Source organism: Fontimonas sp. FW305-C-3, assembly GCF_058783185.1.
The window spans coordinates 241,462-255,263 of sequence record NZ_JBYSYK010000003.1 but is presented as its reverse complement, the minus strand read 5'-3'; the positions used below and the strand labels follow the sequence as shown (position 1 = coordinate 255,263).

13 protein-coding genes are annotated in these 13,802 nt (G+C 66.7%); all 13 read left to right on the top strand.

The genetic code is table 11. From position 1 onward, the window contains the following. Window positions 1–179 precede the first annotated feature (179 nt). The 13 genes from flgG (at window position 180) to rpoN (ending at window position 13,798) form a co-directional block, all read left to right on the top strand. On the top strand, window positions 180–965 hold the full coding sequence (gene flgG / locus AC3WUF_RS12630; protein ID WP_492426076.1) for a flagellar basal-body rod protein FlgG: 786 nt from the start codon (window positions 180–182) through the stop codon (window positions 963–965). Continuing rightward, window positions 962–1,636, top strand: a complete 675-nt coding sequence (gene flgH / locus AC3WUF_RS12625; protein WP_492426074.1) for a flagellar basal body L-ring protein FlgH — start codon at window positions 962–964, stop codon at window positions 1,634–1,636. Before flgG ends, flgH begins: the two co-directional genes overlap by 4 nt. A gap of 9 nt (window positions 1,637–1,645) precedes the next feature. Then, entirely contained in the window at window positions 1,646–2,746 is a 1,101-nt protein-coding gene (locus AC3WUF_RS12620; protein WP_492426072.1) for a flagellar basal body P-ring protein FlgI, read from the top strand. Further along, window positions 2,746–3,750: a flagellar assembly peptidoglycan hydrolase FlgJ gene (flgJ, locus tag AC3WUF_RS12615; RefSeq protein ID WP_492426070.1), complete on the top strand. Its 1,005-nt coding sequence runs from the start codon at window positions 2,746–2,748 to the stop codon at window positions 3,748–3,750. Before AC3WUF_RS12620 ends, flgJ begins: the two co-directional genes overlap by 1 nt. 7 nt (window positions 3,751–3,757) lie before the next feature. Beyond that, window positions 3,758–5,605 (top strand): flagellar hook-associated protein FlgK, encoded by a 1,848-nt coding sequence (gene flgK, locus AC3WUF_RS12610; protein WP_492426068.1) that lies wholly within the window; start codon window positions 3,758–3,760, stop codon window positions 5,603–5,605. Window positions 5,606–5,616: 11 nt separating this feature from the next. Then, window positions 5,617–6,810, top strand: a complete 1,194-nt coding sequence (gene flgL, locus AC3WUF_RS12605; RefSeq protein ID WP_492426066.1) for a flagellar hook-associated protein FlgL — start codon at window positions 5,617–5,619, stop codon at window positions 6,808–6,810. A gap of 494 nt (window positions 6,811–7,304) precedes the next feature. Further along, window positions 7,305–8,465, top strand: coding sequence for a flagellin N-terminal helical domain-containing protein (locus AC3WUF_RS12600; protein WP_492426064.1), 1,161 nt, complete (start codon window positions 7,305–7,307; stop codon window positions 8,463–8,465). A gap of 159 nt (window positions 8,466–8,624) precedes the next feature. Beyond that, window positions 8,625–9,002, top strand: coding sequence for a flagellar protein FlaG (locus AC3WUF_RS12595; protein ID WP_492426062.1), 378 nt, complete (start codon window positions 8,625–8,627; stop codon window positions 9,000–9,002). A gap of 11 nt (window positions 9,003–9,013) precedes the next feature. Beyond that, on the top strand, window positions 9,014–10,342 hold the full coding sequence (gene fliD / locus AC3WUF_RS12590; protein WP_492426060.1) for a flagellar filament capping protein FliD: 1,329 nt from the start codon (window positions 9,014–9,016) through the stop codon (window positions 10,340–10,342). A 171-nt stretch (window positions 10,343–10,513) separates the two neighbouring features. Beyond that, window positions 10,514–10,894 (top strand): flagellar export chaperone FliS, encoded by a 381-nt coding sequence (gene fliS / locus AC3WUF_RS12585; RefSeq protein ID WP_492426058.1) that lies wholly within the window; start codon window positions 10,514–10,516, stop codon window positions 10,892–10,894. Then, entirely contained in the window at window positions 10,891–11,469 is a 579-nt protein-coding gene (locus AC3WUF_RS12580; protein WP_492426056.1) for a PilZ domain-containing protein, read from the top strand. The genes fliS and AC3WUF_RS12580 overlap by 4 nt, the downstream gene beginning before the upstream one ends. 45 nt (window positions 11,470–11,514) lie before the next feature. Then, the gene (locus AC3WUF_RS12575) at window positions 11,515–12,150 is read left to right on the top strand and encodes a response regulator (protein ID WP_492426054.1); all 636 of its coding nucleotides are present in this window, start codon (window positions 11,515–11,517) and stop codon (window positions 12,148–12,150) included. A gap of 175 nt (window positions 12,151–12,325) precedes the next feature. Further along, window positions 12,326–13,798, top strand: a complete 1,473-nt coding sequence (gene rpoN, locus AC3WUF_RS12570) for an RNA polymerase factor sigma-54 (protein ID WP_492426052.1) — start codon at window positions 12,326–12,328, stop codon at window positions 13,796–13,798. The last annotated feature ends 4 nt before the right edge of the window (window positions 13,799–13,802 follow it).

The following is a 13,802-nucleotide window of genomic DNA, read 5'->3' as shown; positions in this document are numbered from 1 at the left end:
GAGGGGCGCGCTGTCAGACGACGCAGCTTCGTTCGTTTAATACCCGTGCTGCCCCTCACCCCAGCCCTCTCCCCGTTGAAACGGGGAGAGGGAGCATGAAGTGAATTTCTTGACACCCCCCCCTGGCCCAGAACTTGTAAGCCTCCACCCAAAGACGGTTTTCCGTCGTGGAGGCAGCAATGAACCAAGCACTGTGGGTCGCGAAGACCGGACTCGATGCGCAGCAGACGCGCATGTCGGTGGTCTCGAACAATCTCGCCAACGTCAACACCACCGGTTTCAAGCGCGGCCGCGCCGCCTTTGAAGACCTGCTGTACCAGACGGTCCGCCAGCCCGGTGCGCAGACTTCGCAGCAGAGCCAGGCGCCGACCGGCCTGATGCTCGGCACCGGCGTGCGCGTTGTCGCGACCGAGAAGCTCTTTACCCAGGGCAACATGCTGCAGACCAACAATCCGCTCGATCTGGCGATCAACGGTCGCGGCTTCTTCCAGATCCAGATGACCGACGGCTCGGTCGCCTACACCCGCGACGGCGGCTTCAAGCTCGACGCGCAGGGCCAGATGGTCAACAACGCCGGCCTCGTGCTGCAGCCGGGCATCACCGTGCCGGAGGGCGCGCAGAGCCTGAGCATCGGCGCCGACGGCATCGTCAGCGCCAAGCTCGCCGGCGAATCGGCGCCGCAGCAGATCGGCCAGCTGCTCGTCGCCGACTTCATCAACGTCGGCGGCCTGCAGCCGCTCGGCGAGAACCTCTACGCGGAAACCGCATCGAGCGGCACGCCGCAGACCGGCGCGCCGGGCCAGTCGGGCCTCGGCTCGATGGTGCAGGGCTCGCTCGAATCCTCGAACGTCAATGTCGTCGAGGAGCTCGTCAACATGATCGAAACCCAGCGTGCCTACGAGATGAACTCGAAGGCGATCTCGACGACCGACCAGATGCTGGCCTACGTCAGCAACAACCTGTGAACGCCGTCCGCGCTTCCATCATCCTGCTGGCGCTCGCACTCGGTGCCTGCGCGTCGCGCGGTGCGACCGTCGACGACCAGTACGAACTGCCGCTCGAAGCGCAACTACCGCCGCAGCCGATCAGCAGCGGCGCAATCTATGCGCCGCAGCAGGGCATGTCGCTGTTCGAGGACCGCAAGGCGCATCGCGTCGGCGACGTGCTGACCGTGCTGCTGATCGAATCGACGACGGCGCAGAAGAAGGCCAATACCTCGACCGCGCGCGAATCCAGCGTCGGCATCAACAGCCCGACCTTGCTCGGTCGCCCGGTGACCGCCGGCGGCGTGCCGATCCTCGACACCGAGTTCGGCGCCGAGAGCAAGTTCACCGGCGGCGGCACCAGCTCGCAGTCGAATGCGCTCAGCGGCAGTATCGGCGTGATGGTGGTGCGTGTGTTGCCGAACGGCAATCTCGTCGTCCGCGGCGAGAAGGAACTGACCTTGAACCAGGGCAGCGAAACCGTTTCGGTCGAAGGTCTCGTGCGGCCGGAAGACATCCGCGCCGACAACAGCCTGACGTCCGACCGCATCGCCAATGCGCGCATCCGCTACGCCGGACGCGGCGCGATGGCGGATGCCAATTCCGCCGGCTGGCTGAGCCGCTTCTTCAGCTCCGTTGTGTTTCCTTTCTAGAGAATGACCATGCGCAAGTTCCTCACTGCGGTCTGCTTGCTCCTGGTTCTTGCGCCGGCTCACGCCGATCGCATCAAGGATCTGGCCAGCGTCGAAGGCGTGCGCAGCAATCCGCTGGTCGGCTATGGCCTCGTTGTCGGTCTCGACGGCTCGGGCGACCAGACCACCCAGGCGCCGTTCACGACGCAGAGCCTCAAGGCGATGCTGAGCCAGCTCGGCGTCGTGCTGCCGCCGGGCCAGAACCTGCAGCTGAAGAACGTCGCGGCGGTTGCGATCCACGCCGAGATTCCGCCGTTCGCCAAGCCGGGCCAGACGATCGACATCACCGTGTCGTCGATCGGCAACGCCGGTTCGCTGCGCGGTGGTGCATTGCTGATGGCGCCGCTGAAAGGCGCCGACGGCCAGGTCTATGCGATCGCGCAGGGCAATGTCGTCGTCGGCGGCTTCGGCGTGTCCGGCAAGGACGGCTCGCGCGTCGCCGTCAACATCCCGAGCGCCGGGCGCATTCCGAATGGCGCGATGATCGAGCGCGTCGTGCCGAACGCCTTTGCTGAGGGCGGCGACATTCGCCTGAACCTGCATACGCCGGACTTCACGACAGCGGCGATGATGGCCAACGGCATCAACCAGTTTCTCGGCAGCGAGCATGCGCGCGCGGTCGATGCCGTCACGGTCGCGGTCAACGCGCCGGGCGACGGCAACCAGCGCGTGATCTTCCTCGCCGCGCTGGAGAACATCGAAGTCACGCCGGGCTCTGCCGCGGCGAAGGTCATCGTCAATGCGCGCACCGGCACGATCGTCATCGGCAGCCAGGTGCGCGTGCTGCCGGCCGCGGTGACGCACGGCTCGCTCGCCGTGACGATCTCCGAAAAGCCGCAGGTCAGCCAGCCGAATCCGTTCAGCCAGGGTGAGACCACCGTCGTGCCGCGCTCCGAGATCACCGTGTCGCAGGAAGGCAGCGGCCGCATGTTCGTGCTCAACGCCGGCGTCAGCCTTGATGATCTGGTGCGTGCCGTGAATCAGGTCGGCGCCGCACCGGGCGACCTGATCGCGATCCTCGAAGCCTTGCGCGAAGCCGGTGCGCTGCGCGCGGAGCTGGTGGTCATCTGATGAACACGCTGAACCGCCCGGACCTGGTCACTGATTTCAATCAGTTCGCCGGTCTGCGTGCGGACGCCCGTGCGCAGACCCCGGAAGCGCTGCGCAAGACCGCGCAGCAGTTCGAGGCGCTGATGACGCAGCAGATGCTCAAGAGCGCGCGCGCCGCGAGCCTCGGCGATGACGTCATGGGCGGCGGCCAGACTGGCTTCTATCAGGACATGTTCGATCAGCAGATGGCGGTGCACATGTCGAGCGGTCGTGGGCTTGGTATTGCCGATCTGCTGGTGCGTCAGCTGCAGGGGCGTCAGGCGGCGAATGCGAATACGGCGCCCGATGTTTCGCGGCTCAATCCGCTGCCGCAACGTCCACCCGCTATGGATACATCGTCATTCCCGCGTACGCGGGAATCCAGGGCGGAGAGCGCCGCTGTGAATTCCCTGGATTCCCGCGTACGCGAGAATGACGGTGAATCTATGAAGAAGTCCGGTATCCGCGCCCGCAGCGCCGCCGAATTCGTCGCCGCCGTCCGCCCGCATGCCGAAGCCGCAGCCGCCGAATTGGGCGTGCCGGCGCGCGTGCTGATCGCGCAGGCGGCATTGGAAACCGGCTGGGGTCGCAAGGCGATCCGCAGCGACGACGGCGGTTCCAGCAACAACCTGTTCGGCATCAAGGCCGATCGCCGCTGGAGCGGCGCCAAGGTCGAGCGCATGACGACGGAATACAGCAATGGCGTCGCGCAGTCCGAATCGGCGCGCTTCCGCAGCTACGCCTCGGCTGGCGAGTCGTTTGCCGACTACGTGAAATTCATCAAGTCCAATCCGCGCTACGCCGAGGCCCTGCGCCATGGCGGCAGCGAATCGAACTATGTCGCCGGCCTGCAGAAGGCCGGCTATGCCACCGATCCGGCCTACGCGCAGAAGATCATGCGCGTCGCGCACGGCCCGACGATGACCGCCGCGCTTGCCGCCGTACAGGGCAGCGAGCGCGCCGCGCCGCGTCAACTGAGCGTCTGAGACTGCCATGAGCGACATGCTTTCCATCGGATCGTCGGCGCTGCTGGCCTATCGCCGCGCGCTCGACACGACCAGCCACAACATCGCCAACGTCAACACGCCGGGCTACACGCGCCAGCGTGTCGAACTCGGCGCCGCACCGGGCTTCAACAGCGGCGTCTCGGTGCAGAACGTGCGCCGCATCGCCGACGGTCTGGTCAATACGCGCTTGCAGGGCGATACCGCAGCCTATGCGCGGCTTGAAGTGTTCGCCGGCTATGCCGGTCGCGTCGACAGCCTGCTGTCGAACAGCGACAGCAATCTGGCGGCGCCGATGCAGAACTTCTTCAATGCGGCGAACACGCTGGCGCAGAACCCGAGCTCGACGGCCGCGCGCCAGTCGCTGATCGGCACGGCGCAGACGCTGGCCGCGCGCTTCAACGAAACCCAGTCGCAGATCGACCAGATGGCGACCGATGTCGACTCGCGCATGCGCTCGACGGTCAGCGAGATCAATCAGCTGACGACGTCTCTGGCGCAGATGAACGAGCGCATCGCGCTCGCGCAGGGCCAGATGGGCGGCCAGGCGCCGAACGATCTGCTCGACCAGCGCGACCAGCTGCTGCAGGATCTGGCAGGCCGCATCGGCATCTCGACGGTCAGCCAGGACGACGGCAGCCTCAACGTGTTCACCAGCGGTGGCCAGTCGCTGGTGCTTGGCAACAAGGCGACGGCGCTCTCGGTGGTCGGCGACAGCTACAGCACCGACCGCGTCGAGATCTCGCTCGGCGGCACGGCGATCGTCACCAACCAGCTCAGCGGCGGCAGCCTCGGCGGCCTGCTCGATGTGCGGCGCGAGATCATCGATCCCGCACGTAATGAACTCGGCAAGCTCGCCGTCGGCATTGCCGAGACGGTCAACGCCCAGCACGCGCAGGGCATGGATGCGAGCGGCAATCTCGGCGGCCTGTTCTTCGCCGAGCCGACCAGCAAGGGCCTTGCCGCGACCGCCAATACCGGCAACGCGACCGTCACGGTCGGCTTCGGCGACGTCAGCGCGCTGAGCGGCAACGATTACGAACTGCGCTATCTGAGCGGCGGCTGGCAGCTGACCGACAAGAGCAGCGGCGCCAACGTCGCACTCAGCGGCACCGGCACCGCCGCCGATCCGCTGCGCGGCGCCGGGCTTGAACTGACGATCGCCAATACCCCGGCGGTTGGCGACCGTTACGTGCTGCAGCCGACTGCGTTCGCCGCCGGCCAGCTGCGCGTCGCGGTCAGCGATCCGGCCAAGGTCGCCGCGGCATCGCCGCTGCGCGTCACCGGCAGCAGCGGCGTCACCGCGGCCACGCCGACGGTGACCGATGCCACGAATGCGAATCTGCTGGATCCGGTCACGATCACGTTCAGCAGCGCCAACACCTACCAGATCAACGGCAGCGGCAGCTACGCGTACACCGCCGGCACGCCGATCAGCGTCAACGGCTGGAGCGTCGCGGTCAGCGGCACGCCGGCCGCCGGTGCGCAGTTCACGATTGCGCGCGGCACCGCCAACAGCGGCGACAACGGCAATGCGCAGGCGCTCGCCGGGCTGGCGAGCCGCGGCGTGTTCAGCGGCGGTAGCAGCCTGACGCAGGCGCAGACGGCGATGGTCACCAGCGCCGGCCTCGATGCGCAGCAGGCGCTGACGCGCCGCGACGCGCAGGCCGCGGTGCAGTCGCAGACGCTCGCGGAACGCGAGTCGGTATCCGGTGTGAATCTCGACGAGGAAGCCGCCGACCTGATCCGCTTCCAGCAGGCCTACCAGGCTGCGGCGCGGGTCATGCAGGTGGCCGACACGATCTTCCAGACCCTGTTGCAGGCGACCTCAAGATAGGGACGATAGCCATGCGTATCTCGACCAACATGCTGCACAACCAGGGCGTGACGGCGATGCAGCGCCAGCAGAGCCAGCTCGCGCACACGCAGAACCAGCTGTCGTCGAACCAGAAGTGGTTCAGCGCCAGCGACGATCCGGTCGGCTTCGGCGCGGCTCAAGGCCTCGATCGCCAGCTCGCGCAGATCGGCCGTTACCAATCCAGTGCGGATGCAGCCAATCATCGGTTGTCGGTCGAGGAGGGCGCGCTCGCCGAAGGCATCGATGTGCTGCAGCGGGTGCGCGAACTCAGCCTGCAGGCCAACAGCGCCGGCCAGTCGGCGCAGTCGCGCGCCGCGATCGGCGTCGAGCTGGAAGCGCTGCGCGAGCAGATGCTCGGCATCGCCAACCGCGACGACGGTCAGGGCCGCTACATCTTTGCCGGCAGCGCCGATGGCAGTGCGCCGTTCTCCTGGACCGGCAGCGTCGCCAGCTACAGCGGCGACCAGCAGGTGCGCAATGCGCAGATCGGTGCGACGCGGATGATCGCCGAGGGCGATGCCGGCGACACGGTGTTCCTCAATCTGCGCAGCGGCAACGGCACGTTCGCGGTCGCCGCCGCGGCGACCAACAGCGGCGGCTCGCAACTGACCGCGAGCAAGGTCGTCGATGCCGCCGCCTGGGACGGCGGCGCATACAGCATCGGATTCAACAACGGCAGTTACGAAGTCCGCGACAGCGGCAACAATCTCATCCAGAGCGGCAGCTACACAGCCGGCAGCGCGATCCGCTTCCGCGGCGTCGAAGTGTCGTTCAGCGGGTCGCCGGCCAACGGCGACAGCTACAACCTGGCGCCGAGCCAGTCGCAGGACGTGCTGGCGCTGATCGACAAGCTCGCCGGCATGATGCAGACGCCACAGGACAACGCCGCGCAGCGCGGACAGTGGCAGACCGCGCTACAGCAGGGTTTGAGTGAACTCGACAACGCGCAGGCGCATTTCTCCGATCTGCGCGCCGGTGTCGGCGTGCGGCTCAACGCCGCCGAGCAGGCGTCGAACCAGCTCGGTGCGCAGGAACTCGATGCCAAGGAAGCACTGTCGGATCTGCGCGATCTCGATTACGCCGAAGCCGCGACGCGGCTGCAGATGCAGCTGACCGCGCTGCAGGCTGCGCAGCAGACCTATACGCGAGTGCAGGGGTTGTCGCTGTTCGACTATCTGCGCTGAGCCCGACTCTCCCTCTCCCCGCCTGCGGGGAGAGGGCCGGGGTGAGGGGCAGGGTATGCAGCGCTGAGGCGATGGATCGCTGCAGCTCATGAGAAATATCTCCTGACGAGAAGAGCGTTCAGTCCTTCGACTGAAAAGACGCCCCTCACCCCAACCCTCTCCCCGCACGCGGGGAGAGGGAGGAACTTCACCTGATGTCTGCACTCTCCGTTCGTCTCGAGCGGCGCGCCTTCTGGCGCGCTGTATCGAGAGACCGCAGCCGAACTATTTATTCTGTCTGTCGAACATAAAAAGCCTCAACGCGACCATTCATCCCCAATGCAATGACCGTTCGTCGCATGTAGCAAATTTCTCTCAAGTTTCGTCGACGTTCTCCCGATAAAGCCCTCAGCAGCGGCAAACCTTCCCTACCAGGGGACCGCTGAGGCGGGATCGGATCCAGAAAATCCGCCCCGGTTTTAGCCTCCCAAAATGGGATCAATCAGGAGAAGTCCATGCAAATCATCAACACCAACGTGAGCTCGCTCAATGCCCAGCGCAACCTGACGACCTCGCAGTCCTCGCTCTCCACTTCGCTGCAGCGCCTGTCTTCGGGTCTGCGCATCAACAGCGCCAAGGATGACGCTGCTGGTCTCGCGATCTCGGAGCGTTTCACGACGCAGATCCGCGGCATCAACCAGGCTGCCCGCAATGCCAACGACGGCATCTCGCTGGTGCAGACGGCGGAATCCGCGCTCGGCGAAGTCACCAACAACCTGCAGCGCATCCGCGAACTCGCGGTGCAGTCGCGCAACGCCACGAACAGCCAGTCCGATCGTGACGCGATGAACACCGAAGCCCAGCAGCTGATGTCGGAAATCAACCGCGTCGCCTCGCAGACTTCGTTCAACGGCGTGAAGCTGCTCGACGGTTCGTTCACCAATCAGGCTTTCCAGATTGGCGCGAACGCCGGCGAAACGATTTCGGTCGCGAGCATCGTGAATGCGAACAGCACTTCGCTCGGCTCCTACATCCGCGCATCTGTCACTGGCGCTGCCGCGACCACCTTCACGGCAGTCACCGCGGGTCACCTGACCATCGATGGCGGCAACGGCAACGGTGCGATCAGCGTCGGTGGCTTTGCGGCCGCTGCCTCGGCCACCGAGCGTGCCGGCCAGGTGCGCGATGCGGTGAACTCGGTGTCCGATCAGACCGGCGTCTATGCGGTCAACGACACGGCGACGACGGTCACCCTGGTTTCGACCAGCGGCACCGGCATCACGGTTGCGCATGCCGGCGGTACCTCGACGGCTGCGACGACCGGCCTCAGCGCCGCGACGACCGCTGCCGCGACCGCCACCGGCTTTGCCTCGCTCGATCTGTCCAGCGTCGCTGGCGCAGACACCGCGATGCAGTCGATGGATGCCGCGCTCAATGCCGTCAACACCGCCCGCGCTTCGCTCGGTGCCTACCAGCGCCGCTTCGAGTCGGTCGTGACCAGCCTGTCGAGCGCTTCGGAGTCGATGACCGCTTCGCGGTCGCGCATCCAGGATGCCGACTTCGCGGCCGAAACCGCCAACCTGTCCCGCGCGCAGATCCTGCAGCAGGCCGGTACGGCGATGCTGGCCCAGGCCAACTCGGCCCCGCAGAACGTGCTGAGCCTGCTGCGCGGCTAAGCCAAGCTTCAAACCGCGCCCTCTCTCCATGGATGGAGAGGGGGCCGGATCGGGGCACTGGTTCTCCGGTTCCCAGCTGCCCTGATCCGGTCTCCAATCCGTCGATGGTGAGAGGGATGTCGGCGAGATCAACGCACACTCAAAGACGCAGGTGCGGACATGATGCCCACCCTTCCAGCAGTCTCTGCACTGGTCGCACCGCAAGGTAGCGGCCATTCCGGCGTTTCGCCGGACGCACCATCCAGACATGAGCCGGCGCCGACGACCGCCGCCGCGAGTGCCGATGCCGAAACCGCGGGTACCGCCACCGCCGATCTGGCGGGTGCATTGCCCTGGCTGCGCGAAGCCGCCGAGCAGGCCGGCGTCGATCTGAGTTTCCGCATCGAGGAAGACCTCGGCCGCGTGGTCGTGACGGTGTCCGATCGTCGCGACGGGACCGTCGTCCGTCAGATTCCCAGCGAAGAAGCGCTGCGGATCGCCAAACATCTGCAGAAGAACGGAACGGCCGCCGGCGGACTGCTGGCGGCGACCGCTTAGGAGAGCGAGGCATGGCCAGCATCAGTTCCGCCGGAATCGGTTCCGGACTCGAAGTCAGCTCGCTGGTCAGCCAGCTGGTCGCTGCCGAGCGCCAGAATGCCGACACCCGGCTCGCGACGGCCGAGACCAAGGTCAATGCGCAGATTTCCGCGCTCGGCACTTTCCGCGCCGTGATGGCCGGGTTGCAGACCGCGGTCGCCGACCTCAAGAGCGGCGGTGCGCTGACCAAGCTCGCCGCAACCTCCAGCAAGACCGATCTGTTCGGCGCCAGCGCCGGTACCGGCGCGGTGGCGGGCAATTACAGTGTTGAAGTCGTCGCGCTGGCGCAGCCGCACAAGCTGGTGTCCGGCACCTATGCCGGCGCCGACACGGTGCTTGGCAACGGCGACGTCCAATTCACGGTCGGCGCCAAGTCGTTTACGGTCACGCTCAGCGACGGCGACAACTCGCTGGCCGCGCTGCGCGACAAGATCAATGCCGACGAGGACAACGTCGGCGTCGTCGCGACGCTGGTCAAGGACAACGGCAGTACGCGCCTGCTGCTGACGTCGACATCCACCGGTACCGCCTCGGCGATCACGGTGAACAGCAGCATTGCCAGCTTCACCGAGAAGCAGGCGGCGCAGGACGCGCATGTGCGCGTCGAGGGCTATGACCACTATTCGTCGAGCAACAGCGTCAGCGGCGTCATCGACGGCCTGACGCTGAACCTGGCGAAGGCCGAGCCGGGCACGGTGGCGAGCCTCAGCGTCGCCAACGACAGCAAGACCGCGACGACCGCGATCGAGTCCTTCGTCCGCGCCTACAACACCGCGATCGCCGCGATCAGCACGCTGACGCGCTACGACCCGGTCAAGAAGGAAGGCGCGGCGCTGGCCGGCGATTCTCTGGCGCGCGGCGCCGCGCAGGAAATCCGCGGCATCATCGGCAGCACCGTCAGCGGTGGCGGCGCCTTCGGCTATCTGTCCGAGATCGGCATCACGACCAGCACCGACGGCACGCTGAAGATCGACAGCACCAAACTCGGTACGGCGATGAGCAGCGATCGCGCCGGCGTGCAGAAGCTGTTCAGCGCGACCGACGGCTATGCAACGCGGCTTGCCACGGCGCTCGACCGCACGCTCGGCACCGGCGGCCGCATCGAGACCCGCGACAGCGCGCTCAAGTCGCAGCAGAAGAGCATCGACAAGCAGCAGGAAGCGCTCGACGAGCGCATGGCGCGGATGACGCTGCGCTACCGCACGCAGTTCAGCGCGCTCGACACGCTGATGTCGAAGATGAACGCGACGAGCAGCTATCTGACCCAGCAGCTGGCGGCGCTGACGAACAGCAACAGCTGATATCCCGCACGTCCGGTCCGTAGGATGGGCCGCCAGGCCCATCAACCGCTTCTGGTCGCGCAATGATGGGCCTGGCGGCCCATCCTACGTCCAAAAAATGCACAGGGCCGAAGGCTCAAGAACCCCGCAAGTCCGCCGATAAAGATTTTAGTCCCCCAGCAGGTTGTCGCCGTGTCCTACGCCACCGCCGTCCGTCAGTACCAGAGCGTTTCCAGCGTCGGCGCGGCTGCCGATGCCAGCCCGCACAAGCTCGTGTCGATGCTTTACGCCGGCCTGCTCGAACGCCTCGCCGCGGCGCGCGGCGCGCTGATGCGCGGCGATGTCGCGACCAAGGCGCGCCAGATCGGCGGCGCGGTGGCGATCGTCGAGCACCTGCGCGTCTGCCTCGACCGCGAGGCCGGCGGCGCGCTGGCGAGCAACCTCGACGCGCTCTACGAGTACATGACGCGGCGCCTGGTCAAGGCCAATGCCGACAACGACGAACAGGCGCTGGAGGAAGTGATGCGTCTCAGCCGCGAAATCCAGTCCGGCTGGGAAGGGATCGCCCGATGAACGGCCAGGCGCAGGCCGGCGTCGCCGAAGCTGCCGCCGCGCAGCCGCTGCACGAACTGCTCGGCTATCACGACCACATTCCGCTCAGCTGGACGCCGCTGACGACGGCGCCGGCGGACCGCCAGCTTGCCCACTGGCATGACCACAACCTGCGCCTGCTGACCGCCGCGACGCTGCTCGACGAACGGCCGCGCCGTGCCGAGCCGGACGAGCCGGTGACGGCCGAGATCGAGCGCCTGCATCACAAGATGGACATCGTGCTGGAGCTGCTGTCGGCGTTGCTGAGCCAGGCACAGCCGCTGCCGGCGGCGGTGGCGGCGCGGGTGACGCCGGCCGGTATCAGCTGGCAGGGCGGCGAATTGCCGGCCGTCGGCAGCCGGGTCCTGCTGCGCATCCATCTGCATCCGGGGCTGCCGTCGCCGCTGCTGTGGCCGGCGCAGATCCAGGCGCCCGGCGAGGCGGTTTTCCAGGTGCTCGGCGAGGCCTGCGCGCTGGAAATGGAGCGCTACGTTTTCGTCCGTCACCGGCGGTCGGTCGCCGACGCACGTTCGCCGGCTGGCCGCGAGATGTCCTAGTACTGGGCAGTAGCATTCCGGCCATCACTCACCGGGGTAGCGCACATGCGGGTAGGTCTGGCGGAGTCTCAAACACTGGTACGGGCCGGCCTGCGTCACCTGATTGAAGTCCACTCGCACGGCGTCGTCGTCGGCGAGGCTGACAACGGCCAGGCCCTGCTCGAACTCTGCGGCCGCCTGCGCCCCGACGTGGTCCTGACCGAGATCAACCTGACCGGCATGACCGGTCTCGAAGCCCTGATCCAGATCCACCGCCATTACCCGGAAGTCGCCGTCATCATCCTGACCGGGATGACCGACGGCCAGCACGTCCGCAGCGCGCTGCGCCAAGGCGCCGCCGGCTTCATCGCCAAGGATGCGGAGCCTGACGAGCTGGGTGCCGCCCTGCGCGCGGTCGAGCGCAAGCACATCTATCTGAGCCCGTCGGTGTCGCACAAGGCGGTCGAACGCCGGGCCGGCCAGCGCATGGAAGACGGCGTCGATCTGACGCCGCGCCAGCGCCAGGTGCTGCAGATGATCTCGCGCGGCAAATCGACCAAGGAAATCGCCGGCCTTATGGGCGTCAGCATCAAGACCGTCGAGACCCATCGCGCGCGTCTGATGGAATCGCTGGGTCTCTACGGCACCAATGCGCTGATGCGCTATGCCATCCGTACCGGCCTTGATTTCGCGACGGTCTGAGACGCTTCCATGGCGCAGAAACTCGCAGCGGCAGCTTCGGCCCGAGGAATGGCAAAAAGCCGACACGACTCAGGGTTTCCCTTACTCGTTGTAAGGATCATCCTGCTGTGTCAGGTAGGCCGCCATCGTCAAAGTAGTTTCCAACACGCCACGCGCGGATAGAGGAATCCAGCCGATGAAAGCACAGCTCAAGACGCAGATGGGACAGCACCTGGCGATGACGCCGCAGCTGCTCCAGTCGATCCGCATGCTGCAGCTCTCGAAGCTGGAACTGGAGCAGGAACTGCGCCAGGCCCTCGAGACCAACATGATGCTCGAAGACGCCGCCGACGACGACGCCGACGACGAGGTCGAAGCACCGGCCGAGCCGGAACCGGCCGCCAATGCAGAGCGTCACGACGAAGTCAGCGGCATGGATGCCGGCGCGCACGCCGAGGTCGAAGCCGATTTCGAATGGAGCAGCGCCGACAGCTGGTCGGGCGGCGAGCCGCTCGACGAAGACGGCGAGTCCTGGGAAGCCCGTACGCCGATGGCCGCCGTCGAAGACGCCCGCATCGCCGCGCTCGAACAGCTGCAGATGGTCGTGCGCTCCGCCCGCGAGGCGCGCCTGATCGAGGTCATGCTCGACGCCGTCGACGACAACGGTTACCTGGTGCAGCCGCTGAGCGGCATCGCGCTGGAATGCGGCCTGCAGCCGGTGCCGGAAGAAGCCGAACTCGAAGCGGCATTGAACCTGCTGCAGTCGGTCGAGCCCTGCGGCTTCGGCGCCCGCAATCTCAGCGAGTGCCTGCAGCTGCAGCTGCGCTCGCACCCGCTGCAGACGCCGGGGCTGAATCTCGCCCAGTACATCGTCACGACCTGCCTTGAGCGCGTCGCCACCGGCGATTTCGCCGAGCTGCGCACCGCGCTGGACGTCGACGCCGAACAGCTGCACCAGGCACTCGATCTGATCCTGTCGCTGAACCCGAAGCCGGCCGCCGCGCTCGCCGCGCCGGCGCAGGCGGTGATCCCGGACCTGACCGTCAGCGGCCGTCGCGGCGCCTGGCTGGTCCAGCTCAACAACCGCTCGTTGCCGCGGCCGCGCATCAACCGCATGTATGAGCGCTCGGTGACGCAGTCCAGCGGCGCGACCGCGCTGCGCGACCAGCTGCAGGAAGCGCGCTGGCTGGTGCGTGGCCTCGAGATGCGCCACGACACGCTGCTGCGCACCGCGCGCGCGATCTTCGAGCGCCAGGCGCAGTTCCTCGAGAAGGGCGAAGTCGGCATGGCGCCGCTGACCCTGCACGAGATTGCCGACGCGATCGGCATGCACGAATCGACGATCTGCCGCGTCACCTCGCAGAAGTGGGTGCAGACGCCGTGGGGCATCTACGAGCTGAAGGCCTTCTTCCCGTCGCTGATCGCGGGCCGCAGCGCTGGCGAAGCGGAAGTCTCCGGCACCGCCGTCAAGGCGATGATCCGCAAGATCCTCAACGAAGAAAGCACCCGCGCACCGCTGTGCGATGGCGACATCACCGCGATCCTCGCGCGCAACGGCGTGCATGTCGCACGCCGCACGGTGGCGAAGTATCGCGAGGCGATGCACATCGCCCCGGCGAAGGAACGTTGCGAACGTCCGCGCGTCTCGCGGATCAAGGTCAAGAGCTAAGCCA

Excerpts from the sequence above, each read along its gene's own strand:
- AC3WUF_RS12600 (WP_492426064.1), top strand. The coding sequence starts at position 7,305 with ATGCAAATCATCAACACCAACGTGAGCTCGCTCAATGCCCAGCGCAAC.
- AC3WUF_RS12580 (WP_492426056.1), top strand. The coding sequence starts at position 10,891 with ATGAACGGCCAGGCGCAGGCCGGCGTCGCCGAAGCTGCCGCCGCGCAG.
- AC3WUF_RS12595 (WP_492426062.1), top strand. The coding sequence starts at position 8,625 with ATGATGCCCACCCTTCCAGCAGTCTCTGCACTGGTCGCACCGCAAGGT.
- flgG (WP_492426076.1), top strand. The coding sequence starts at position 180 with ATGAACCAAGCACTGTGGGTCGCGAAGACCGGACTCGATGCGCAGCAG.
- fliD (WP_492426060.1), top strand. The coding sequence starts at position 9,014 with ATGGCCAGCATCAGTTCCGCCGGAATCGGTTCCGGACTCGAAGTCAGC.
- AC3WUF_RS12620 (WP_492426072.1), top strand. The coding sequence starts at position 1,646 with ATGCGCAAGTTCCTCACTGCGGTCTGCTTGCTCCTGGTTCTTGCGCCG.
- rpoN (WP_492426052.1), top strand. The coding sequence starts at position 12,326 with ATGAAAGCACAGCTCAAGACGCAGATGGGACAGCACCTGGCGATGACG.
- flgK (WP_492426068.1), top strand. The coding sequence starts at position 3,758 with ATGAGCGACATGCTTTCCATCGGATCGTCGGCGCTGCTGGCCTATCGC.
- flgL (WP_492426066.1), top strand. The coding sequence starts at position 5,617 with ATGCGTATCTCGACCAACATGCTGCACAACCAGGGCGTGACGGCGATG.
- AC3WUF_RS12575 (WP_492426054.1), top strand. The coding sequence starts at position 11,515 with ATGCGGGTAGGTCTGGCGGAGTCTCAAACACTGGTACGGGCCGGCCTG.
- flgJ (WP_492426070.1), top strand. The coding sequence starts at position 2,746 with ATGAACACGCTGAACCGCCCGGACCTGGTCACTGATTTCAATCAGTTC.